At 38.7% G+C, this 24,169-nt stretch carries 18 protein-coding genes and 1 pseudogene; 13 read left to right on the forward strand and 6 right to left on the reverse strand.

Going from position 1 to position 24,169, the window contains the following annotated elements; all coding sequences use genetic code 11:
* Positions 1–18 precede the first annotated feature (18 nt).
* The 4 genes from GH754_RS08290 (at position 19) to GH754_RS08305 (ending at position 3,841) form a co-directional block, all read left to right on the forward strand.
* Positions 19–1,047 (forward strand): methionine ABC transporter ATP-binding protein, encoded by a 1,029-nt coding sequence (locus tag GH754_RS08290; RefSeq protein WP_323741918.1) that lies wholly within the window; start codon positions 19–21, stop codon positions 1,045–1,047.
* Positions 1,037–1,699: a methionine ABC transporter permease gene (locus tag GH754_RS08295; protein WP_153728250.1), complete on the forward strand. Its 663-nt coding sequence runs from the start codon at positions 1,037–1,039 to the stop codon at positions 1,697–1,699. Before GH754_RS08290 ends, GH754_RS08295 begins: the two co-directional genes overlap by 11 nt.
* 36 nt (positions 1,700–1,735) lie before the next feature.
* Positions 1,736–2,578, forward strand: coding sequence for a MetQ/NlpA family ABC transporter substrate-binding protein (locus GH754_RS08300; protein ID WP_153728251.1), 843 nt, complete (start codon positions 1,736–1,738; stop codon positions 2,576–2,578).
* A 63-nt stretch (positions 2,579–2,641) separates the two neighbouring features.
* Complete coding sequence (locus GH754_RS08305) at positions 2,642–3,841, forward strand: M20 family metallopeptidase (RefSeq protein ID WP_153728252.1); 1,200 nt, start codon at positions 2,642–2,644, stop codon at positions 3,839–3,841.
* A gap of 454 nt (positions 3,842–4,295) precedes the next feature.
* On the opposite strand, the gene GH754_RS08310 is transcribed toward GH754_RS08305, so the two are convergent.
* Both GH754_RS08310 and GH754_RS08315 read right to left on the reverse strand, forming a co-directional pair.
* The gene (locus GH754_RS08310; RefSeq protein ID WP_153728253.1) at positions 4,296–5,633 is read right to left on the reverse strand and encodes an MATE family efflux transporter; all 1,338 of its coding nucleotides are present in this window, start codon (positions 5,631–5,633) and stop codon (positions 4,296–4,298) included.
* Between the two features lie 93 nt (positions 5,634–5,726).
* A complete protein-coding gene (locus tag GH754_RS08315) occupies positions 5,727–6,656 on the reverse strand; it encodes a 1,4-dihydroxy-2-naphthoate polyprenyltransferase (RefSeq protein WP_153728298.1) in 930 nt (309 codons plus the stop codon).
* 187 nt (positions 6,657–6,843) lie between these two features.
* Here GH754_RS08315 and GH754_RS08320 point away from each other — a divergent pair, with 187 nt between their 5' ends.
* The 3 genes and pseudogenes from GH754_RS08320 (at position 6,844) to GH754_RS08330 (ending at position 11,303) form a co-directional block, all read left to right on the forward strand.
* Complete coding sequence (locus GH754_RS08320; protein WP_153728254.1) at positions 6,844–8,238, forward strand: tetratricopeptide repeat protein; 1,395 nt, start codon at positions 6,844–6,846, stop codon at positions 8,236–8,238.
* Between the two features lie 129 nt (positions 8,239–8,367).
* The gene (locus GH754_RS08325; protein WP_153728255.1) at positions 8,368–10,467 is read left to right on the forward strand and encodes a metallophosphoesterase family protein; all 2,100 of its coding nucleotides are present in this window, start codon (positions 8,368–8,370) and stop codon (positions 10,465–10,467) included.
* Positions 10,468–10,630: 163 nt separating this feature from the next.
* Positions 10,631–11,303 (forward strand): annotated as a pseudogene (locus GH754_RS08330) (DUF421 domain-containing protein).
* 33 nt (positions 11,304–11,336) lie between these two features.
* On the opposite strand, the gene purU reads toward GH754_RS08330, so the two are convergent.
* The 3 genes from purU to GH754_RS08350 form a co-directional block, all read right to left on the reverse strand.
* Positions 11,337–12,239 carry a formyltetrahydrofolate deformylase gene (gene purU, locus GH754_RS08335; RefSeq protein ID WP_153728256.1) on the reverse strand — a complete coding sequence of 301 codons (903 nt, stop codon included), beginning with the start codon at positions 12,237–12,239 and terminating at the stop codon, positions 11,337–11,339.
* Between the two features lie 228 nt (positions 12,240–12,467).
* Positions 12,468–14,630 (reverse strand): type IA DNA topoisomerase, encoded by a 2,163-nt coding sequence (locus tag GH754_RS08340; RefSeq protein ID WP_153728257.1) that lies wholly within the window; start codon positions 14,628–14,630, stop codon positions 12,468–12,470.
* 1,070 nt (positions 14,631–15,700) lie between these two features.
* Positions 15,701–15,940: a hypothetical protein gene (locus GH754_RS08350; RefSeq protein WP_153728259.1), complete on the reverse strand. Its 240-nt coding sequence runs from the start codon at positions 15,938–15,940 to the stop codon at positions 15,701–15,703.
* On the opposite strand from GH754_RS08350, the gene GH754_RS08355 reads away from it, so the two are divergent.
* The 4 genes from GH754_RS08355 (at position 15,927) to GH754_RS08370 (ending at position 21,024) form a co-directional block, all read left to right on the forward strand.
* Complete coding sequence (locus GH754_RS08355; protein ID WP_153728260.1) at positions 15,927–17,129, forward strand: MDR family MFS transporter; 1,203 nt, start codon at positions 15,927–15,929, stop codon at positions 17,127–17,129. The genes GH754_RS08350 and GH754_RS08355 overlap by 14 nt on opposite strands.
* A 118-nt stretch (positions 17,130–17,247) precedes the next feature.
* Positions 17,248–18,744: a BCCT family transporter gene (locus tag GH754_RS08360; protein WP_194841314.1), complete on the forward strand. Its 1,497-nt coding sequence runs from the start codon at positions 17,248–17,250 to the stop codon at positions 18,742–18,744.
* 105 nt (positions 18,745–18,849) lie between these two features.
* On the forward strand, positions 18,850–20,241 hold the full coding sequence (locus tag GH754_RS08365; protein WP_153728262.1) for a hypothetical protein: 1,392 nt from the start codon (positions 18,850–18,852) through the stop codon (positions 20,239–20,241).
* A 33-nt stretch (positions 20,242–20,274) separates the two neighbouring features.
* The gene (locus GH754_RS08370) at positions 20,275–21,024 is read left to right on the forward strand and encodes a type 1 glutamine amidotransferase (protein WP_194841315.1); all 750 of its coding nucleotides are present in this window, start codon (positions 20,275–20,277) and stop codon (positions 21,022–21,024) included.
* Positions 21,025–21,081: 57 nt separating this feature from the next.
* On the opposite strand, the gene GH754_RS08375 is transcribed toward GH754_RS08370, so the two are convergent.
* Positions 21,082–21,858, reverse strand: a complete 777-nt coding sequence (locus GH754_RS08375) for a hypothetical protein (protein ID WP_153728264.1) — start codon at positions 21,856–21,858, stop codon at positions 21,082–21,084.
* A 358-nt stretch (positions 21,859–22,216) separates the two neighbouring features.
* Here GH754_RS08375 and ectA point away from each other — a divergent pair, with 358 nt between their 5' ends.
* Positions 22,217–22,741: a diaminobutyrate acetyltransferase gene (gene ectA, locus GH754_RS08380; protein WP_323741926.1), complete on the forward strand. Its 525-nt coding sequence runs from the start codon at positions 22,217–22,219 to the stop codon at positions 22,739–22,741.
* Between the two features lie 150 nt (positions 22,742–22,891).
* Positions 22,892–24,154, forward strand: coding sequence for a diaminobutyrate--2-oxoglutarate transaminase (gene ectB, locus GH754_RS08385; RefSeq protein WP_153728299.1), 1,263 nt, complete (start codon positions 22,892–22,894; stop codon positions 24,152–24,154).
* Positions 24,155–24,169 lie beyond the last annotated feature (15 nt).

The raw sequence follows: 24,169 nt of genomic DNA on the forward strand, positions 1-24,169 counted from the left end.
CCCAGAGGAGGGGAGCTTGTGATTGAATTTAGAGAAGTTAGTAAGGTCTTTCACACGTCTAAGCAGAATGAGGTGAAAGCTGTAAATGATGTTTCGTTATCCGTAAATGAAGGTGAGATTTTCGGTGTAATTGGCCTGAGTGGTGCCGGTAAAAGCACATTGCTAAGACTCGTGAATTTACTTGAAAGTCCTACATATGGAGAAGTGCTCGTCAATGACAAATCAATCAGCACTTTATCCCCAAAGGAACTACGCCAAATGCGTCAGAAAATCGGCATGATTTTTCAAAACTTTAATCTATTTAACTCGCGAACGGTTTTCGGAAATGTAGCTTATCCGCTGAAAATAGCAAAAGTTCCGAAGCAGGAAATTAAGAAAAGGGTTAATGAACTATTATCATTCGTGGGGCTAGCCGATAAAGCCGATCAATATCCTGAACAGCTGTCTGGAGGACAAAAGCAACGTGTAGGGATAGCACGAGCCCTTGCTACATCGCCTGATATCTTAATCTGTGATGAGGCAACTTCAGCACTTGACCCTGAGACAACAGGGGAAATCTTAAATCTACTAAAAAAAGTAAACCGAGAATTCAATGTCACAATCTTGCTTATCACTCATGAGATGAACGTTATTCGCACCATCTGTAATCGAGTGGCCGTGATGGAAAATGGTGAGGTGATTGAGGAAGGGTCTGTCTACGATATTTTTACGAATCCACAGGAGAGGACAACTCAGAAGTTTATTAGTTCCGTATTAAACGACCATATATCTTCTAACCTATTTAAGCAGTTACAGGCCAGTAAAAAAGGTAGACTTTACCGCGTTATTTTTATGGGAGATGCAACTAACCAACCTGTTTTATCAAACATTGCCAAGGATTATAACGTAAGTGTCAACATCATTAACGGAAACATAAGCGAACTCCAGGAAGCACTGTTTGGCAATTTAGTGGTGGAGCTACAAGGAAACGACAACGAGATTGATCAAGTGGTTGAGGAATTACAGAAACAGGTACAAGTAAAGGAGGTTACTGACCATGCAGGTTGATTGGAATACATTTTGGCCCCGGATTTTTGAAGCAACGGGTGAAACGCTGACCATGGTCTTGTTTACCCTACTCTTTTCATCGGTATTCGGGATAGCATTAGGATTACTGCTTTACGTTACTAGGGAAGGGAACATCTTGGAAAACAAGGTATTATTCAATATCCTAAACGTTTTTATTAATATTATCCGACCGATTCCGTTTATCATCCTTCTAGTTGCTTTAAGTCCGGTAACTCGAGTAGTGGTAGGAACGACAATTGGCACATGGGCAGCAATATTCCCCATGACCATTGCTGCCTCCTTTGGAATAGCTAGAATCGTGGAAAATAATTTAGTATCTATTGACCCAGGAATTATAGAAGCAGCTAAAGCGATGGGAGCCAGTCCCGTCAGCATTATATTTACCGTTTTAATTCCTGAAGCACTTGGACCATTAATCCTCGGACTGACCTTTATATCAGTTGCTCTAATTGACTTTTCAGCTATGGCCGGAACAGTCGGGGGCGGAGGTTTAGGGGACCTCGCCATGACATATGGGTACCAACGATTTGATAATTCGGTCATGTTTGTCACTGTTTTACTATTAATTGTTTTAACTCAAATTGCACAATTTATCGGGAATTATTTAGCTAGAATTTTCCTTCGTAGATAAGAAGGATGAAATATTATATAAAAGGAGATTTTTAACATGAAAAAAGCATTTTTATTAGTAGTTTTATCAATTATTTCTATGACTCTACTTTCAGCTTGTGGTAGCTCATCCGCTGAAAGTAAGAAGGTTACCATTGGGGTTACAGGAACAGACGGAAAACAGTGGGAAGTGATTAAAGAGAAAGCAGCTGAAGAAGGTATCGAAATCGAATTAGTCGAGTTTTCTGATTACACATTGCCAAACCAAGCACTCGCCAATGGGGACATCGATTTAAATGCGTTCCAACATATCGCTTTCTTAAATCAATTTAAACAAGAGCACGACTTAAATCTCGTTCCAATCGGTACAACATTGATTGCTCCTATGGGACTTTATTCCGAGAAGTTTGCATCACCAGATGAAATTCCAGATGGTAGTGAAATTGCTATACCAAATGATCCAACCAACCAAGCCCGTGCACTTAAACTTTTACAGGATGCTGGCTTACTAACGCTTAGTGATGACTTCGGTCTTTTTGGTACTCCTGAAGATATTGCCGATAACCCTAAAGGACTTAAGATTACACCCATTGTCGCTCAACAAACACCACGTGTTCTTAAAGATGTAGCCGCATCTGTCATCAATAACGGTATTGCAGGTCAAGCAGGTTTCGTACCGAACGAAGATAGCATTTTCTTTGAGGATCCAGATAATGAAGGGGCAAAGCCATATATTAATATCATTGCAGCCCGTGAAGAGGACAAAGACAATGAAGTATATAAAAGAATCGTTGAAATTCATCAGTCAGAGGCTGTTGAGGAAGCCATTATAGAAGATACGAATGGCGGGTCAGTTGTGGTAAGGACACCTATTTCTGAACTGCAGGATGTTATTGATTAAAAAGCTTTAAGCGCCTCACTTAAGGCGGGGCGCTTATCCAAATAAACATAGGGAGTGGTTGAGATGACTACACAAGCAATTTCACAAAGAGATGTTATTGTAAACAATATTGAGGAATCAAAGGGGCTTTATTTAGATACAAGTCACCGTATTCACAAAAATCCAGAAATTGGAAATGAAGAGGTTTTCGCCTCTAAGCTTTTAACGGACATTTTGGAAAAGGCAGGCTTTGAGGTTACACGTAATGTGGCAGGACATGAAACGGGGTTCGTAGCAAGGAAGGGTTCAGACAAGGAAGGACCTAAAATTGCTTTTTTAGCTGAATATGATGCCTTAGCCGGTTTAGGACACGGTTGTGGACATAACATTATTGGAACGACAAGTGTTGCTGCAGGTATTGCTCTATCGAAAGTAATAGATGAAACAGGCGGAGAAGTGGTCGTATTTGGAACTCCCGCAGAAGAAGGCGGACCTAATGGAAGTGCGAAGGGTAGCTTTGTGAAACATGGCTTAGTGGAGGACATCGACACGGCACTCATGATTCATCCAAGTTCAAAAACGAGCTTGACCAGCCCAACCTTAGCCGTCGATCCATTAGACTTCCATTTTTACGGCAAGCCAGCACACGCATCTGGTGCACCTGAAAAAGGGGTTAACGCCTTAGATGCAGTCATACAGCTATATAATGGCATCAACGCTCTCCGTCAGCAATTACCTCAAGATGCCCGTATTCACGGCATCATCACACATGGCGGTGACGCACCGAACATCATCCCTGAATATGCTTCTTGCCGTTTTTATATTCGCTCACAAACGTGGAGCCGTTGTGAAGAGGTATCCGCTAAAGTGCGAAATATCGCTGAAGGAGCTGCACTAGCTACAGGAACCACGGTAAAAATAGAACGATTCCAAAATGAAGTAAAGGACTTTATTTTAAACTCTACATTAGATTCCATTTTAGGCGAAGAGCTTGAGGGATTAGGAGAAGATGTCTTTCGTGAAAAGGGTACAGGTATTGGGTCAACAGATGCTGGAAACATTAGTCATGAAACACCGACTGCCCATCCACACATTAAAATAGGACCTGATGACCTGGTTGGCCACACCGTCGAATTTAAAGACGCTGCCCGGTCTGAAAAAGGGGATGCTGCATTACTTCAAGGTGCGAAGGCTCTAGCATTATCAGCCTATCGTTTATTAACAGAACCTGAGCTGTTGGAGAAAGCGAAGAAGGATTTTCAGGAGGCGAAGGCAAAGCAATAATGTCATGATAAAACCCGCATTCCTGCTATGTCACTGGTAATGGTGACAGCAGGGGTGCGGGTTTTCAGTGAGTTTGCGGAGGTTACTTTAGCATATTATTCGAATCTTTAGCGTGTCTGCAGACAGCTTTAGCACTTGTCGTCAGCTTCAGCATTTCAGTGTGTGACTTTAGCATATTGGCTTGGAACTTTAGCATCATCCTGCGCTGGTACTGGGTTTAGTATTTGTAGCGCGTTTTTTAGCTTAGTACACAGCAGCTTCAGCATTCAATTCCCGTTTTTTAGCAAGTCCACGCGCAGCTTTAGCTTTTTCACCCTTCTTCAGCTTTTCCACACCAAACTTCAGCATTACCACCCTCATTTTTAGCATCTCACCTCGCACGGGCAGGCTTCAGCATTTCAACCTGATTCTTCAGCCTAAGTCACGCTATCTTCAGCACCCCTCATACTCTTCCCTATTCCCGAAACAGCTCCTTCCGTCTCCATCCACCAAACCAGAAGTACAAAAAGGCAAACACACTACTAATCACAAAGCTAATGCCCATTCCATAAGCAATCCCTTGATCCCCCATCCAGGAGGAAAATAGGTATGTGAGCGGATACCGCAACACCCAGAAGGAGATGATGTTCAAAACTAACACCTGATACATCGCGCCTGATGCTCGAACTACCCCATTTAAAATAAAATTAATCCCTAGAAACGGATAGAAAAAGGCGACAATTTTTAAATACTCAGCACCAAACCGAACGGCCGCCTCATCCTGTATAAAAAGCTGAATACCAAAGTCCGCAAACAATACCAAAATAAGAGCTATCAACAGCATAAATGACATGTTGTAAATAAATCCGTATTTGGCAATTTGATTAACCCGTCCCCATTTATTTACCCCAATATTTTGACCTGCCATACTATTTACAGCTGTCCCCAAGGCCTGTGCAGGTAACATAAGGACACTATCTAAGCGTTGAGCTGCACTGAAACCAGCCACAACCGCTCCACCAAAGGAAGTTACAACACTCATAATGGCTGCAACTCCTGCAGAAATAACTGACATTTGCAATCCTGATGGTATCCCCAAATTTAAAATCAGCAACACTTCTTTTTTCTTAGGCAGGCTAGGAATCGTAAATGGAACTAGCTTCTTTTTCAGCACTAAAAATAATCCATACAGTAACGCCATCCCTTGGGCCGAAACAGTAGCTAAGGCTGCCCCGCTTACATCAAGGTCGAGCACAGAAATAAAGAAGGGATCTAAAACTGTATTTAATAAAACTGCAATCATAACAAAGTGCAATGGTGTGCGGCTATCTCCTAACGCTCTCAAAACTGTCCCGATAAAGTTATATCCTAATAAAAACAAAACCCCTAAGGAGTTAATTTGTAAATATATTTTCGCATCTGCTAGCATGCCTTCTGGTGTACCTAGCAGTGATAAAATCCATTCGGCAAACACAAATCCAATGGTGCCTAAAATCATACCCATTACAGTTAAAACTACGACAAATGCGTTTAAATATCGCTTAAGCCCTTCCTCATTTCCTTTGCCCTTTTGTTGGGACAAGATCGTTAGGGTGGCATTATTGATTCCGATAATAAACGACAGAATGGTAAAAATCACCGTACTAGATACTGCAACGGCACCGAGGGCACTAGCCCCAACTAAGTTTCCAATCCACAGACTGTCAATAAACTGATAGGACACCTGTAGGAGGTTGGTAAACATAATTGGAGTTGAGAAAAATAAAAGCTGTTTAAATATACTTCCACTCGTGAAATCCTGTTGTTTACTCATTACGAATCCCCTTTAACATTACCCATAAGTTTATGAATATGTAGAAAAGGTTGACCTAATTATTCAGGTCAACCTTTTTCATCGTATATCGAATTAAAAATAATTGCTAATAAACAATCCTACCGTTAATAACAAGCCAAAAATAGTATTGGTTTGTGCGGTATACTTCATTGCAGGCATCATGTGCATTGGGACTGACTTTCCAACAAAACCACGATAAGCCTTTAATGGTTTTGGTAGACTTAATAAAACCACTAATGACCAAGGGGATAGTGTTCCTAATACTACTAACCCAATAATCCATAAATAAGCTATGGCAAACATACTTCCTAAAAAGAACACAGCCTTATGATGACCAAGTAAAATCGCTAGCGTTTTTCGCCCGGATTTCTCATCGCCTTCCCGGTCCCGAATGTTGTTGGCCATATTAATAGCACCAACTAAAATAGCAACAGGAATGGAAACAAGGATACTATCCATATTGACATAGCCTGTCTGGATAAAGAATGAAATAATAATGAAAATAGAACCCATACAAAGCCCAGCCATCAACTCACCTAATGGAGTTGACGAAATCGGAAATGGCCCGCCAGTATATAGATAACCTACAGCCATTCCGATAAGACCGACCACAGCCAGCCACCAAGAAGAAGACATACAAATGTATACCCCTAATAATAAGGCTACCCCATAAGAAGCAAGAGCTAAATTTAACACCGTCATCGGCTTAAAGCCATCACGGACAATAGCTCCTCCAATTCCAACAGAGTCTTCTGTATCTAGTCCTCTTTTAAAGTCATAATATTCATTGAACATATTGGTGGCAATTTGAATAAATAAACAAGATAAGAGCATCGCCATAAAAAGGCCGAAATGAATTTGACCATAATGCATCGCTAATACAGTCCCAATTAAGACGGGAACAAAGGATGCGGTTAAGGTGTGAGGTCGTGTAAGCTGCCACAATACTTTGCCTACATTAGGGCTTGCAGCTTTATCTAAAAAAGGATCATTCGTAGTCATTTTCAAATGAATCGCTCCTTGGATTAAATACTTAAATATTTTTCTTCAAACTATATATTATCATAAAAATGACATCTTTTTGTCATACAGATTTAGCTAATTTTTCATGAACCTTCTATTAATGGTTGTATTTCAACTGATGGCATAAAATATGATATAGTATAAGTAATTATAAGGGGGAATTACGATGGTAAATAATCAAATTTCGATTGTCCAGCAAAAACAGACCAGTACATTGGAGGTAGGAAGAATGGCTACCTACCTGCAAAGCAAGATTATAGAAGCCCTTGATGAAAATGGAAAAACATACTACCTGTTTTTCTATAAGAATGAATACCTTACCTACTGTAAAGCAACCCATGTTCACGATGAATCCTTTTTAAAATCCGCCTTCACCTCTGGAATCACCTTTTCTTCACATCACCCATTAACACAAGTTTCACTTAACTTAGAAAAACCTTACCGGAAATATTCTTTTCAGCAGCTGTGTAAAAGAAATGAACAAAAATATACGCATCAGGAATGTGCCGTTATCGCAACATATTTTGACTCCTTTATCCCAAAAGACGAATTGCTAACGTACATAAAGGAAATATTTTATCAGTATCAACGTAATGGGCAAACCTATTTGGGATATCGAATTATTAAAATTCTTCAATCCTTTGCTCCAGAAGATCAGTGGGTGCAGGATTTTGGGAGTAAATTAGCCTACAACAAATATGAAGACATTTACAATAAACCTTCTGAAGAATTACAAAAAAAGGATCCTGTTTGGGCTGAACAAATGCTATTTTTGCAAATGGATCAGGACTTATACTACGACAGGCTCTGTTCTATCCTCAAAAAAGAACATCGCATGACCGAATTAATAACCATTGCCTTACGAAAGTTTTCCATGTCCCCATCGCAATCTGTCTATTCCTCCCTTTTATCTTTATGCGAAGAACATTTCAACCTCGACCAAACGGTTGTCATTTTAGAAACCTTGCTTACCCAGCATCCGAGCTTTGAACCATTATATAAAGATATAATGAAAATTTATAAAACCCTTAATCAACCGACAAAGCTACTGCAGCTTGTCATTGAAAATAATCTCCCTATCCCTCATAACCAACTGACTTATTTTGAGTCTATCTTTGACCAAATTGATTTAGAGAGTGAGAACATTAAGGTAGAAAGCTTAAATAAATTCATCCCCAAAGTCTACAGTTCTGACGTAGAACGACAAGAAAAATTCATTCGTAAATGTGTTCACCATTTATTAAAAAAACATGATATTACCTTTATCGAAGAGTGGGTTGGGCCCATGAAGGCAAATGGACATAACCTACCTATTTTCCATAAGATTGAGCAAATGCTTCAAATACGAAATGACCCTGACCAACAACAGCAGCTAGGCGAGCTATATTTTCAATTTCAGCACTTTGATCAGGCCATTGAATGCTTTAGCTTTGAAATGGAGTTAAAGGAAAACGACCCTAAACCAGTCAAATGGCTATCCAAGGTGTATCAGGAGATTGGTTTAACCGAAGAATCAAAAGCCTATCAACAACTCTATAAAGACATGCAGAAAAACGCTTAAAGGGGACGGAGGGACAGGTACCTTGACCCTACCGAGCGGGACAAGGTTGATGTGACCCCCTGTCCCAGACACAAGACCACACATGGGTGAATAGGATATCAGGAATTCATTAACATGGGGTGATCTTGTGTGATGACATTACCTAATATTCTGTTAGGACCTATCATTCGGCGGGTATCACTAGAAGAGGTCTACATTTGGATTGCAACCAGCAAACGCTTTAACATTGAAGCTGAGGTTTATCATGTTAATCAATCTGGTGAAAATGAAACAACATACAAACCTGTTTCCAATAAATCGAAACCTACTACCATTCAAGCGGGGGCTCACTTATTTTTTCACTTAATCAAGGTTTCACCAGCAGGCCGGTCCTTCCCAACCGATACGTTATTAGGCTATAATCTATTTTTCACTGAATATGGGAGCTGGTTAGATTTAGGAGATTTTCAACTTTTATCTCATGAAAATCCTAACTCCATTGTATATGGAGATTTAGACTACCCGACCTTTATAATTCCGCATGAAAACCCTACGAATATCCTATATGGTTCTTGCAGAAAGCCACATAGCGAGGGTGAGGATACACTAGTAGGCGCCGACATCAAATTGCAGCAAACACACCTCCATTTAGAAGACCGACCGAACACCCTTTTTATGATGGGAGATCAAATCTATGCCGACGATGTAGCCGGTCCACTCTTTCCTGTTATCACTTCATGGGCCAAAGAGCTAATGGGTAGAAAAAGAGAGGAAAAATTAACAAAGGTTGATCCCCGTCTAGTTAAATCTCCTTTTCACTCGGCTATAGATAAATTAAATGGACGGCAATATATCACCGAAAAATTTTGCAAGTTTACATCAGGAAAAGCAGATAATCATTTATTCCGTTTTCACGAATATGTGGCCATGTATTTATTTATGTTCGGCACTCCATTGTGCGAGATTAGGGATGAAAAAGACTCCTTTCCTTCATTTGAACAACTACTTATCCAAAATCAGGTCTACTTTATCTTTTCGGGTTATGGAAATCACTCAAACGAACGTATTAAAGAATTAGAAGAAACGGAATTACGATACGAAGAGCAGTTAAAAGCCATTCGATTATATGCTAAAAACCTTCCACGAATACGTCGCGTACTTGCCAATACACCTACGTATATGATTTTTGACGACCACGACATTACTGATGACTGGAATCTGTCTCTTGAATGGAAGAACAACGTCAAAAAATCTCCATTGGGGAGGCATGTGGTGGCCAACGGATTATCCGCTTACTTTTTATTTCAAGGATGGGGAAATGATCCAGATTCCTTTGACCACTACTTTATAGACACCGTATCGGATTACTTTAAAAACTTTTCATCTAATTCCCATACTTATACGAACTGGATTAATTTATTGTGGGAATTCCATACTTGGCATTTTACCGCTCCTACCAAGCCTAAAAGTCTATTTCTGGATACAAGGACGATGCGCAAGTATGAACTGGATCCGCAGCCTATTCAGATTGAAGGTACCTTTAAAGAAATGGTTAGGGCCCCACAGATGATTGATGAAAAGGGCTGGAAGGACGTAAACAATCGATTAGCAAATAGTGGTTGGAATCGAGGTGAACCATTGATTCTTGTTTCCCCTTCACCTGTTTATGGTGTGGGACTCATCGAAAACCTCCTTCAAGGCTATATGTATCCACTCCGCTCATTAGGGTTACCTGTACGCTTTAACCTAGATTTTGAGGGATGGAGCTATAATGAAAAAGGATTTCATCGTTTGATTCAACAAATTTCACAATGGAATCCAAATCCATGCTATATTTTATCAGGAGATGTTCACTATGGCACAGCATTAAAGTCCTTTATACGAACAAGAACTGGCCAAAAAAATACACTTTATCAATTTACGAGTAGCCCCATTCAAAATATAAGTTTTTCAGGTCTGTGGGGATTTTTAATAAAACGCGCAGTCTGGTTTAAATCCCTTAAACGGAAACAAAACACCATTTACAGAGCTTATGACCAACATGAAGATGTTTATGTCAACGAGCTTCCTTCATCTGATGCAAAAACCTTAAAATGGCGTGAAAAAATGGATTATCTTCGTTTAGAAAATGGCTCTGTTATGGAAACGGATAATCATATGGGTTTATTATCTGTTCAAGGTGATAAGGTAGATAGTTGCTTTATAAAATATAATGGAAAACAAAAGCGTGAGATTAAACATTTGATGTGAACCATTTGGGAGCACTAAACAAACTGTGCTCCCCTTTTTAATTCCAAGGCATAACTTTCCTCCTCTTGTAAAATATTAAAATTAACAAAATAGTGTAGGAGGTTATGTAGTGGAAAAAATATTTACCGATTCCCTCATTGTGCTAGGGAGAGTTTTAACCATTATGCCACTACTACTGTTCATAGGGATTTTCATGGGTAAACGAGCTATTGGTGAACTTCCTGTATTTGGTTTTTTAATTGTTATCACGCTTGGGTCTGTTGTTAGTGCTGATAATCGCAGATCCTAAAATTAATCATTTTTTAACCGTCCTTGCTATCATTTTAGTTGGTATTTTACAAAGGCTTGTTGTTCATTGGAAAATAAAAAATAGAAAAGTAGGACGTTTCATTACCTTTGGCCCCACTGTAGTCATTCATAACGGAAAAATAATTGAGGATAATCTAAGACAAATCCGCTATTCAGTGGATAATGTTTTACAGATGCTTAGGCAAAAGGACGTTTTTGATCTGAACGAGGTTGAAACGGGGATTATTGAAGCCAATGGGCAGTTGAGCGTTTATAAGAAGCCCGCTGAGCATACTGTGACCTTAAAGGATATGGGCTTAGTGAAAACTACACCCTCCATTGCCTTCCCTGTGGTTGTGGAAGGAAGGTTTTATTCGGATGAATTGAAGGACTTCCAGGTTAACGAGGAGTGGCTGATGAAGCAGCTGAACAACAAAGGCATTTGTCAGTTAAATGATGTTTTTTATGTCTCTATTAATCGAAGTCTCGAATTACATATTTCATTAATGAATGAACAATCAAAATCTGTTCCTAATTTTTATCATTAAAGGTGCCGGGAGAAGCTTCCGACACCTTCCTTATTAAAATATAATTGTCTTGTTCTCATGGACAATGATTCGATCCGCTAAATGCCATTTTACAGCACGGGTTAAAACGCTTCGTTCAATTTTTGCTCCAATTTTTTTCAAATCCTGGACTTGATCTTTGTGATCCACTCTCATCGTATCCTGTTCAATAATCGGCCCTTCGTCTAAATCGTTTGTGACATAATGTGAGGTCGCACCGATTAATTTTACCCCTCGTTGAAATGCCCTTTCATAAGGCTTTGCACCCACGAATGCCGGCAAAAATGAGTGATGGATATTTATAATTTTACGTTCATAAGCCTCTACAAAGGATGGGGTTAATATTTGCATATAGCGTGCCAGAACGATGAGATCCACATCATACTCCTTTAATAACTGCTTCTGCTTTGCCTCCGCTTCCTCTCGAATTTCCCTATTTGCGGGTATGTAATGAAAAGGAATGTGAAAGGATTCCACTGTTTCTCTTGCCTCTTCATGATTGCTTACCACCATGACAATATCGGTCATTAAATCTCCTGTTTGCCACTCCCACAATAATTCCCTCAAGCAATGTAATTCCTTTGAAACGAAAATAGCTGTCCTTTTCACGTTTTGAACTGCTGTCATTTGCCAGTCCATGGAAAAGCTCTTAGCTACCTCTTCAAAACGCTTCTTTAAAATGGCTTCTTTTGCCGCTAAATCCGGACATTCAAATTCCAGTCGAATAAAAAAGGTCCCACCCTGAGGATTGGTTGAATATTGATTTGACTCCAAAATATTAGCACCAAACTGAAACAAAAACTTTGAAACCGCAGCAACGATTCCAGGCCGATCAGGACAGCTAATGAGTAAACGACCGCGGTTTTTTTGACTTTCCTTAAATTCACGTAGTCTATCTTCCATATTCACTGCTTTCATTCCTTCTTTAATGGTTTGTACCACATTATACTTTAAGAAAATGGATTATCAAACCAATCGGCGCAAAAAGGGGTGGAGGGAAATAATTAATCCTGTCATTTTGCCCTTTATTCCGTCAACCTCCATTACTCCTGTCACTTCTTCAGATATTCCCGTCTCCGCCCACATGCCAAAAACAAACAAAAAAAGACAAGTAGATATCACCTCCACTTGTCTTCTCCAAACATATTATTTTTTAAATTCCATTTTCCAGCTAAAATAATCATTATCCTTATTTTTTTCATACCTTAAGTAGGCATTAAACTTCTTACCCTTTTTACTCGTTAAGCCTTTTACATAGGCAACATCGCTCTTCAACAATGATTTCACCATCGTTTTGTTCGGCTTTTTCTTCATAGTAGCCAGGAACTTATCGTTTTTCCAGATAGTGAATTTACAGCCCTTTTTCCAATTCTTACAGCCAAATCCTTTTGACGTTTCCACTACACCTTGTCCACATAGAGGGCATTTTCCTAACACCTCATTTGTTTTCCTGGTCGATGAAACTTCATTTATAATGATATCTTGTTCATTTTTTATTTGTTCAACCGATTCGCGAGTAAAGGAAAATACAAGATTTAAAAAGTCATTTCTCGGGACCTTATTTTTCTCAATGTCAGACAATGTTTTTTCTAAGCGTCCGGTAAATTCAAGGTCAAACAGGTCTTTGACTGGAAAAGTCTCCACAAGCCTGTTGCCTAAAGAAGTGCAAACTAAATTTTTCTTATCTGTGGTAATGTAGCCAATATCTTTAAGTTTTTTAATCGTTTCAGCTCTAGTCGCCGGTGTGCCAATGCTATATCCAGCTAAAATACTCCCTAGCATTTCCTCACTATCATCCGTTTCCTTAACGTTTCTCCCACAGGTCTCCATCACCTTTAACAGCGTCTTTTCCGTGTGTGGTTTGGGTGGTTTGGTCATATGGGAGGTAACCTTGGACCCTTTCACCTCAACTTGGTCATCCTGATTTACCTTAGGAAGGATGGTGTCCTTCGATTCAATGTTCTCTATTTTTTTCCACCCTTCTACTAACTGAACTTTACCCTTTGATAAAAAGTGCCCTTTCACTTGCTCATCCTGTATCTTGGTGATGATCTTTGTCTGCTCATACTCAGCTACGGGCATAAACTGCATAATAAAACGATTTTTAATCGCAGTATGAATGATTTCTTCATCTCTAGTCAGTCGCTTTGGTTTTAAATAGGTCGGGATAATTGCGCTATGACTCTCTACTTTCTGATTATTAAACACCCGCTTAGTCCTCATAAATTTGATTTCATCCTGATAGGGAAGTCCCTCAGAATGAACCTTTAAAACCTTAGCCGTTTTCCCTACCAAGCTTTCATCTAAGGCGACACTTGATGTGCGTGGATAGGTGATTAATTTCTTTTCATAGAGTGATTGAGCGACTTTCAACACCTTATCACTAGACCAACCTCGATATTTATGAGTAATAAAACCTTGCAAGTTTGATAGATTAAAGAGAAACGGCGGAAACTCTTTTTTCTTATCCACTTGTTTATCCACAATGGTAGCTTGTTGATTGTGAATAAGCTGCTGGATTTGATCTAACGAAGCCCTGTCTTTGAACTTCTCCTTTTTATTATCCACATATGTACCTTCATAAGTCTGCTCATCCTTGGTGAGAAAGGTTGCGTTTAATTTAAAATACTCCTCTGGCTTAAAGTGCTTAATCTCCTCATCGCGATCATAAATAATCTTCAACGTGGGTAATAGCACACGACCAATATTAAGCGCTTTACCTTTCCCCTTTTGAAACTTCAATGTCGCAACTGATGTAAGGTTAATCCCAATAACCCAGTCCGCCCATTGCCGACTCATCCCAGCGTGGAGCAAAGGACGCATTTCTTCATTTGGCTTTAACTTCCCAATCGCCTCTTTTACCCCCTCTGGTGTCCACTCATTTAATAGCAAGCGGTATACGGGCTTTGAGGGCTTTTGTTTATAGATAATACTATCTCCAATTAATTGTCCTTCCCGGTCATAGTCACACGCAGATACAATCGATTCCACATCACGTCTCTTCATTAATGAATGAACTGTTTTTAATTGTTTTTGTGCACCGAAATCAGGCTTAGTGCGATTTTTTGGATTGCTTTTTACTTTATATTGAAAGCTTGCTGGGATGAATGGAAAATTCTCCATCCGCCATTTAGCCATTTTAGAATCATAGTCTTTTGCATCATAGAGCTCTAGCAAATGACCAAACGCCCAGGTCACAATATAGTTATTCCCTTCAAAATAACCGTCTTGTTTACCCTTTATATGTAATGCCTCGGCGATATTCTTCGCAACAGAAGGCTTTTCAGCAAGAATTAATGTATTTCCCAATTGATTATGAACCTCCTTTGGGACGGAGGGACAGGTCCCTTGTCCCTCAAATTACGTCAGAGAATCTATCTTTATCTACACTGTTCTGATATAACACCTCTTGATCAAAATAACCCCATTCTCCCAGTAAACGGTACCAGCAGTTTCATCTATTTCGACTGTTAAAAACAAGTCAATGTTATCACGTATATCAGCCAATACACCTTTATCTGATTCTAAGAATTTTTTATCCAGTAAACGATACTCTTTCTTTTCAAATTCCAAAATTAACTTGAATGTTCTAGTTGGATAAACAGAGGTTATATCATTTTATCACCTACCTAAATTTTTTAATTCCTCCATCCTGCATCTGTATCCAGTTATATTCTAGAATTTCTTTATTTTTGGCAATATCCTTTAAGTTCAATCCATTTAAAGAACCTTTTAAATGTTCCACATATATTGTAAAAACAACTTTTTTTATAATGTAAATATGAGGTGGGATGTGGTCATTATAATACATATATATGTATGAACCCCCAAATTCCCATCTCCATACCTCCCTATATTTTACCTTAATTTATATAGAATATCACTTTCATCCTCATACAACTCAGTGTACGTACCTTATTTTATAAACAAAACAATTTAAAAGTCACATGGGGAAAACTTGGTTTTGAGATTAATAAGGTGCTTTAAAGTTCTACTTTTAAAATGACAGAAAATGAATTTTAGACGGGGAATTGAGCCATATATACATATTTGCTCTAATTTAGAATGAATTTAAATGTGGAGATAACAGGGTATAAATAGAATAATTGAGGCTTAGGCGCAACAAATTACAGATTTCGCAAAGGTGTGAGATGATACTGAACGGGAATCTTCAGCTTCTTTTGATGGACTTCAGCATAATTGTAAGTAGCTTCAGCCTAACACGAGTGAACTCTAGCTATACACACGTATTCTTCAGCATCTTCGGGCATCTTCAGCAAAAAGCCAGTCCACTTTAGTTTATTAATGGAATCTTTAGCATACTCCACACCTTCAGCATGTGAGCCACGCTCTCCAGCAAAAGGACACCAAACTTTAGCCTAACGCGTCAATTCTTCAGCATCCTCCAAGCCACCTTTAGCATTCAGAACAACCTTTAGCATCCCAATCCCCATCTTCAGCCAAAAACTCCCTACTTCAGCACCCTCCCCGCCACACCCACCATCCACCCTACTCATAAATTTACCAAAACAAAACCATTGCAATTTCCCCTCAACCGTATTAGTATTCTCTAGTACTCCTAAACATCTAGAAAAGAGTGGTATAATGCCAAAACACATTTGGTTACTCATTATTGGTATGACGGTCAATGTAACTGGGGCCTCATTTATATGGCCATTAAATACAATTTATATGCACAATGAACTCGGAAAATCTCTTGCGTTTGCAGGGGTTATTTTAATGCTCAATCAGGGATTTGCGATTCTAGGAAACCTAGTGGGCGGAACTTTATTTGATAAATTTGGCGGATACAAAACCATCATGCTCGGAACCTCAATCGCGATGGTTTCAGCCTCCATTCTAGCCTTTTTTAACAGCATTGTCCCTTATGTCGTTTTACTCATGCTCATAGGGCTTGGCTCAGGAATGGTGAAGCCTTCCATGTTTGCATTAGCAAGCTCTGCTTGGCCAGAAGGAGGAAGAAGAGCCTTCAACGCTATCTATGTAGCCCAAAACCTCGGGGTTGCCCTCGGAGCATCCTTAGGTGGATTTGTTGCAGCTCTTTCTTTTTCTTACATCTTTATCGCCAATGCGATTACCTTTTTCATATTCTTTTTACTTGTATGGTTTAAATTTAAACCTATTGAAAATAAGCTTGATAACTTTGCATATACAGGTGGGATTGACCAGCCAACCGCTATTGCCAATAAAGAAGCCTTCAAGTCACTTATTATATTAAGCATCGGATTCTTTATTTGTTGGGTCGCTTATGTTCAGTGGCAAACGACGATTTCCTCCTATACACAGGATTTAGGCATCTCGATTAGTAGCTACAGCTTACTGTGGACTATTAATGGTGTGTTAATTGTAGCCGGGCAGCCTTTGGTCAAACTAGTGGCGAGTGTGATCCCGTCACCAAAAACGCACATTTATATTGGAAATACAATTTTCATGCTATCGTTCATTTATGTATCATTCGCTGATTCATTTGCCCAATTTGCTACTGGTATGGTGATTTTAACCTTAGGTGAAATGCTCGTTTGGCCCTCTGTTCCAACGCTCGCCGATCAGCTAGCACCTAAAGGCAAAACTGGGTTCTATCAGGGCATTATCAATGGCGTCAGCACCGCAGGAAGAATGATTGGCCCTGTACTTGGTGGGCTTATTGTCGACCATTTTCATATCCAATTTTTGTTTTACATCCTAATCTTTTTATTTACTATTCCTTACATTACCACGTCAGTTTATGACCGTAAGTTTCGCAATCGGGAAATACATGACACTAAACAAGAGGCTGTCTCACATTAGATGAGACAGCCTTTTTTCGTGTAGGTGACTTTGTTGATTCATCTTTTTACAGTCATGATTCCTTACGCTTGTTCATATGCTTGAACATAGATATGGACAAACTGAGGAGTGTCAGAATTTGAAAAAAAATGTACTCGACTGGCCTACTTTTGTACTTACCTTTGGATTTCTAGTTGTGATTTGCTCGACGATATTCTTATATCCTAACCAAACCGAAGTGTGGCTGGATCAAGCACACACTCTATTAATGGATAAAATCGGCATCCTTTACCTTTGGGTTGGTTTTTTATCCGTTCTTTTTTTATGTTGGATTGCTTTTAGCCGCTATGGTCGGATTAAACTAGGTCCTAAACACGAAAAGCCCGCCTTTTCAACCTTTAGTTGGATTTCCATGCTCTTCTGTGCAGGTATTGGTGGAGGCGTCATTTATTGGGGAACCATTGAGTGGGCTTATTATTATGCAACCCCGCCGTTCGGACTTGATGCTGGTACGGCTGAAGCCATTGAGTGGAGTGCAACCTATGGCATGTTTCACTCGGGGCCAACAGCCTGGGCCATTTACTGCTTACCAGCCATTCCAATGGCTTATTTATATCATGTAAAGGGAAAGAAAATCCTTAAAATTAGCGAAGCCTGTCAGCCCATTTTGAAGCATCATACGAATGGCTTTTTAGGCAAAGCGATTGATTTGATGTTTATGTTTGGTCTGTTGGGTGCCTCTGGGACAACCCTTGGACTCAGTATTCCGATGATATCAGCTGGGATTCACCGCGTGTTAGGGGTTCCCCATACTTATTTATTGGATATTGTAATTCTTCTTATTTGTACTATCATTTTTTCTATCAGTGTTTATTCTGGATTGAGTAAAGGGATTAAAAGATTAAGTGATATTAATGTATATTTAGCCATTTTCTTATTGGCATTTGTTTTCATATTAGGTCCTACCGTGTTCATTTTAAAAATGACAACCAACAGTATAGGGTTAATTGCAGATCATTTTATTCGGTTAAATACATGGATTGACCCTATTATGAATACAGGATTTCCAGAAAAATGGACACTATTTTATTGGGCTTGGTGGATTGTATTTGCGCCCTTTATTGGTCTTTTCATCGCCAAAATCTCTAGGGGAAGAACGCTAAAGCAAATGATTTTAGGCGCTGTTGGGTTCGGTTCGTTAGGCTGTTGGTTATTTTATTCGATTCTCGGAAACTATGGTCTATATTTACAATTAAACGATTTGCTGCAGGTGTCTACGATTTTAGAGGTTGCGAATGGTCCTGAAGCGATTGTTAGCATTATTCACTCGCTACCATTCGGGGATTTTATCGTATTGTTATTCTCTGTACTATCTATTATTTTTATTGCGACAACATACGATACATCCTCATATATGTTAGCGGCCGTTACGCAGAATCAAGTGGATGATGATCCAGTTCGATGGAACCGACTGTTTTGGGCCTTTGGTTTGGCTCTACCGCCAACTGCTCTCATGTTTATTGGCGGATTAAAGGCATTACAGACCGTTACGATCATCGCCGCTTTGCCATCTGTATTTATACTTGTTTTACTGGCCTTTTCCTTTTTACGTATCATTGACCAAGATCGGTTATAAAAAACCGAACTGCTACTCACCAAACACCTTAAAAGCTTTACTGTTTCCCCCTCAACATCGTCACTTATGGTAAAATATACCCAACAGTAAAGCGAGGTGTTTGTCTTGCAAATAAAAGAACGATCAAATTTATTAGAGGATCAAAATGTAGCACTCACCAAGGTAACAGAATATATCTTCGCCCCTTTTCATACATATGTGTTCCTAGACCTTGATGAATTAAAGTTTAATAAAGAATTAGATGTACCTAGCAAACTCATAAACTCATTAAATAGCATTCCGATAACCAATCATAACTTAAACGCAAAAGTACAATGGAATAGAGAGGATTCGAATGAATTAAAAAAGGCTAAGGGTGTTTTTGCCAATCAAGGGCAAAGCAATTCCCTGATTTACGCTGAGTTGATTCCTACTGAAGGAAAAGGATTCCCGATCTTGGAAAAGGTTAGTGATAAACTACCACAAAATGCTTTGTCATTTGAAAAGGTAAGGTTTTATTTTCGAGAATCCGGTGTTGGAACTTGTTCGGCTAAAATTCAGATTGAGTCTATTGATGACTTTAATTTAATTGAACTTGAACATATATCAGAATCCATCAACAAATTATTTAAAGTGTATTTTGAAGATATTTGTTTTGAACTAACACAAGCATATAGTCGGGTTATATCAGAATTAAGTATTAGTGCGTTTTCGTTTGATTTTATGCCGACACTAAAAAAGGAGAATAAGGAAAAAGCCTGTATACCTTGGACACATCGAATTTATCATATTCACGATGAGCGTCTTTTTGAATTAGATAATCCTGGACAACCCTTCAAATACATACTAACTCCATCAAAAAAAGAGGATATTGTTGATCTATCTATTTATGAAGATAAGTACATCTACTTTGGTTGGGGACATTCCCTCATTTTAACAAAGGATACTACTAAAAATTATGTACAAACACAAACACAAGTAAAAGAATATGTTCGTTTAGTTGAAATTGCTCAATCAAACTGGCAATGCTTTGATTTACTTTCCAATATAGTAGATTTAGCTAGATACTCCTTTAGTCGTAATGGTAAAAAATTATCCTTTAGAAGACTGAAAAGGGATATATATGAAATTCGATTCTTCAATAAGTATGTTGATCAAATCCTTGATGATGCGAGAGAAATTCGAGTAACTTTTGATACGGAAAAGCGAAATCTATTAGTTGAAATGCAGAAAAGGTGGAACTCTTTGGATATGCTATCTAATGTTCAAGAAAAAATGGCATTGGTAGAAAATATGCTAGACTTTTTGTATCATCGACTTAAGGAACAAAGAGACGACACCTTAAATGTAGTCTTACTATTTATTACCATTCTAAGTATGAGTCAAATCATTGCGATTATAATTGATTACACACAAGAAATTTTTCAATTTAGCCCGTATATGAAGCTATTTATTTTGGGTAATGGGGTCTTGGCTACTTTGTTATCTATCTTTTTAATTCTTAGGAGTAAAAGCTAGGATCAACGCTACTAGAGACAAGGGGGCATGAACATGGCGTGGATCAATGAAAAAGATGGAGACGTCATTATATTAGAAGCAGATGGTGTGGTTGCAGATGATAAGGGATACGGCTATGGTATTGCAGAACAGTTGAAGCGACTTAACTTTCGGCCAATTGTAGTTTCATTAAAGGAAAATAGCTGGCGTTTAGATGATCTCCCGAATTTGCCTTTGATTATATCTGGGGGAATGACCGAAGCATCAGCTGATATTCCATGGGTAAATGAAGCACGTGACTTTGTAAGAAAACGAATTTCATTTAATAAGCAAGTAGATCAAGCCAAAAAAATTCCGCTCCTAGGTATTTGTTTTGGTGCCCAATTAATTGCAGAATCACAGCAAAAGGGCAGTGTTACGTATTTAAATCAACCTCAAATGGGTGTAAGTACGATTAAACTGGACAAGCAAAGCTGTCCTTTATTTGTAGGTTATGAAGGGGAATTACCTGCTTATTCATTTCACTACAATCAAATCAAAATAGACAATGTGAATATTATTTCCTCACATAAATTTTCTGGTGGAGAATTTGTTCAAGCATATGAAATTGAGGATTCCTATTGTTATGGTGTTCAGTTTCACCCTGAGCTGACTTTCCCAATATTTATGCAGCTCATTAGGAATTATCAAACTCTATTAGAAAATGACTTACAATTATCGATTAAAGAAATTGAGAAAAATGTGAGGGACATTCCCGCTAATAAACAAATTTTCACAAATTTCATGAGTTTACAAGAATCATAAAGAGACCCCACACTTATGGCCTAACAACGTATGTGTGGGGTCCTTTTTTGCAACAAATCAAGTATCTACCTTAAATAAAACATTTGGATGTTCATACACTTTTTCAAATTCAGAACTGGCACCTAATACTGTATATAAATCTTCAGGTGAAAACCATAAATGGTCATTTTTCATTTCAAAATTAGCTCCATAGTAGTAGCTCAGCCACACGAGCTTGGAGCAATAAACATACGCCCATGGATTTGTAAGTTCTGAAAGGGAGAAGAAGAAAACAGGCTTTTCCTCGCCTTTTTCCAAATTCTTTTCATAAGTAGCTAAATATTGCTTAGCAAATTCTGCAGCACCGACTCCCATTTGTTCTTGAATAGGTCGGAATTGGGCATGCTCGGGATGCTTTTCTAAAAACTGTTGAATGGTATCTTGTTTGATTGCGGGATAACCACCTGGGCTTTCGATTAACTCATTCTCATTGATTACAAGCGCTGCATGACCCATATAGCCTGTCATTTGTTGCATAACGTTATCACTTGAAACCAAAACATCCCCTGGTTTGAAGGTTCGTTGACGACTCCCCTTTTGCTGTTCAAGTACGACAAATCGAAACTGCTGCTCATAGAGAGGGGGATAACCTGAAGCTTGATGAAATGTTTTAACGCTCAAGTGATGCTGTCCAGGCGGGAGATGCCCCTTCCCCATTTGAAATTCATTCCCTTTATATAGTAAAGCTGTCAGCTGATGATCAATATAAATAGCCGTTATACTATTGGGGATATCATCAATTTTCCTCAGCTTTATCCAATCTTTATTTTGTCGCAGTAAAAATGGCCCCTGCACGAATATCACCACCCTATAAACACCATATTCATGCTAGGGAATTACGTTCCTCGCTTTAACACTTTAAAGCGACGGGGGTCAGGCCCCACATCCTTTAAAGCGCTAAAGTAAGCGTATTCTTATGTGAATGTTTTCACTTTATGCGTGTTTTTCCATATCTCTAATAATCGTTAGGAAAACTAACAATATGTAAGCATTTTTAATAATCAACTATCTTAACTTGTTTAATCATTACAAAGCATAAATAATGCTTGTTAATCATTATTAATGTGATTTGATAAAATTTTCTGTCATTACTATGATTAATTATGTACTTATTTTGATTTGAAAAATAACGTTTACGAAGGGAGTATTTACTATTATTAATAGTCAAGTTGTTCTCGAGCCATCGACACAGGATTCGGTTACGTTTGAGAAGCCGAGTGTAGAAGATGGTAAAGCGATGTGGGAATTAGTGAACAATTCGTCACTCGACCAAAACTCTGCGTACAAATACATCATGATGTGCGAATATTTCGCAGATACATGTGTTGTTGCAAAGGAAAATGGTAAATTAGTAGGGTTTGTTACCGCATTTATCCCTCCTGAGAAGAAGGATGTTGTGTTTGTTTGGCAAATTGGGGTTGATTCCTCACAACGCGGTAAAGGTATCGCATCCAAGCTATTAAATGCCTTAGTTGAACGTCAAGCCTGTAAAGACGTTAATTACTTGGAGGCAACCGTAACACCATCAAACAAGGCATCTCAATCCCTATTCAAGCGTTTAGCCCGTGATCATCAAACCGATTGCAAAATCTCAGAATGCTTTACTGAGGATCTATTTCCATCTGATGACCATGAAGAAGAACTTAGCTTTTTAATTGGGCCGTTTGAAAGGTCTTAATTAGAATTGTTTAGTTCTTAAGTTGATAACATATTACTCTTACCATACAAAGTTTTCATAAATAAATAGAATGCGAGAAGGTCTTAACTTTAAAACCTATCTAAAATAGGTAAAGTTTATTAAGGAGGAAAAAATTTGGGTAACACAAATATGAACATTTTTGAAAAGTACGAATCAGAGGTACGTAGTTATTGCCGAAGCTTTCCAACTGTTTTCAACAAAGCTAAAGGATCAAAAATGTGGGATGAAGAGGGGCGCGAATACATTGACTTCTTCTCCGGCGCTGGTGCATTAAACTATGGCCACAATGATGACAAAATGAAAGCGAAATTGATTGAGTATATTCAAAATGACGGAATTACTCATTCACTAGATAAAGCTTCAACAGCTAAAGGGGAATTTATCCAAAAATTTAACGATGTGATTTTAAAGCCTAGAAAACTTGATTATAAAATTATGTTCCCTGGTCCAACAGGTACAAATACAGTTGAGAGTGCCCTGAAGCTTGCTCGAAAGGTAACAGGTCGTACGGATATCATTAGCTTTACGAACGGTTTCCACGGCATGACCATTGGTTCACTTTCTGTAACAGGAAACGCCTCTAAACGTAAGGGTGCTGGAGTTCCACTACAAAATGCTGTCACAATGCCTTTTGACAATTATGTCAATGAGGACATGGATACATTAGAGTACTTCGAGCGTTTCTTAGAGGATGGCGGTAGTGGAGTTGATATCCCAGCAGCCGTTATCGTGGAAACAGTTCAAGGTGAAGGCGGAATTAATGTTGCTCGTTTCGAGTGGCTGAAACGTTTAGATGAGCTTTGTAAGCGTTGGGACATTTTGTTTATTATCGATGATGTTCAAGCTGGTGTAGGACGCACAGGAACATTCTTTAGTTTCGAACCAGCTGGGATTAAGCCTGATATCGTTTGTATGTCCAAATCCCTAAGTGGTTATGGCGTTCCATTTGCTATTACCTTATTCCGCCCTGAGCTAGATGTTTGGAATCCAGGTGAGCATAACGGAACTTTCCGTGGAAATAACCACGCATTTGTTACAGCTACAGCTGCCCTAGACTATTGGGCGGACCCGAAATTTGAAAAAGAAGTGCAACGAAAAGGAAAGCTCACTCGTGAATTCTTAGAAAACCTAAACAAAAAATATCCTGAATTAAAGGGAGAAGTTCGTGGTCGTGGTTTAATGGCAGGAATCGCGAGCGATGTTGAAGGGCTAGCATCCAAAGTTGCAGCTGAGGCCTTTAACCAAGGATTAATTATGGAGACTTCAGGATTTAACGATGAAGTATTTAAGTTATTCCCAGCTATTAATATCGATGATGAGACATTGAAAAAAGGATTTGACATTATCGAACAAAGTGTAAGAAAATTAGTAAAAGAGCCAGTATTCAATTAATTTAGAGGAGGAACT

The organism is Salinibacillus xinjiangensis (assembly GCF_009649735.1).
GTDB classification, from domain to species: domain Bacteria; phylum Bacillota; class Bacilli; order Bacillales; family Alkalibacillaceae; genus Salinibacillus; species Salinibacillus xinjiangensis.

Excerpts from the sequence above, each read along its gene's own strand:
- GH754_RS08350 (WP_153728259.1), bottom strand. The coding sequence starts at position 15,940 with ATGTGTTTTGGCATTATACCACTCTTTTCTAGATGTTTAGGAGTACTA.
- GH754_RS08320 (WP_153728254.1), top strand. The coding sequence starts at position 6,844 with ATGGTAAATAATCAAATTTCGATTGTCCAGCAAAAACAGACCAGTACA.
- GH754_RS08315 (WP_153728298.1), bottom strand. The coding sequence starts at position 6,656 with ATGACTACGAATGATCCTTTTTTAGATAAAGCTGCAAGCCCTAATGTA.
- GH754_RS08355 (WP_153728260.1), top strand. The coding sequence starts at position 15,927 with ATGCCAAAACACATTTGGTTACTCATTATTGGTATGACGGTCAATGTA.
- GH754_RS08310 (WP_153728253.1), bottom strand. The coding sequence starts at position 5,633 with ATGAGTAAACAACAGGATTTCACGAGTGGAAGTATATTTAAACAGCTT.
- GH754_RS08300 (WP_153728251.1), top strand. The coding sequence starts at position 1,736 with ATGAAAAAAGCATTTTTATTAGTAGTTTTATCAATTATTTCTATGACT.
- purU (WP_153728256.1), bottom strand. The coding sequence starts at position 12,239 with ATGAAAGCAGTGAATATGGAAGATAGACTACGTGAATTTAAGGAAAGT.
- GH754_RS08295 (WP_153728250.1), top strand. The coding sequence starts at position 1,037 with ATGCAGGTTGATTGGAATACATTTTGGCCCCGGATTTTTGAAGCAACG.
- GH754_RS08370 (WP_194841315.1), top strand. The coding sequence starts at position 20,275 with ATGGCGTGGATCAATGAAAAAGATGGAGACGTCATTATATTAGAAGCA.
- GH754_RS08305 (WP_153728252.1), top strand. The coding sequence starts at position 2,642 with ATGACTACACAAGCAATTTCACAAAGAGATGTTATTGTAAACAATATT.
- ectB (WP_153728299.1), top strand. The coding sequence starts at position 22,892 with ATGAACATTTTTGAAAAGTACGAATCAGAGGTACGTAGTTATTGCCGA.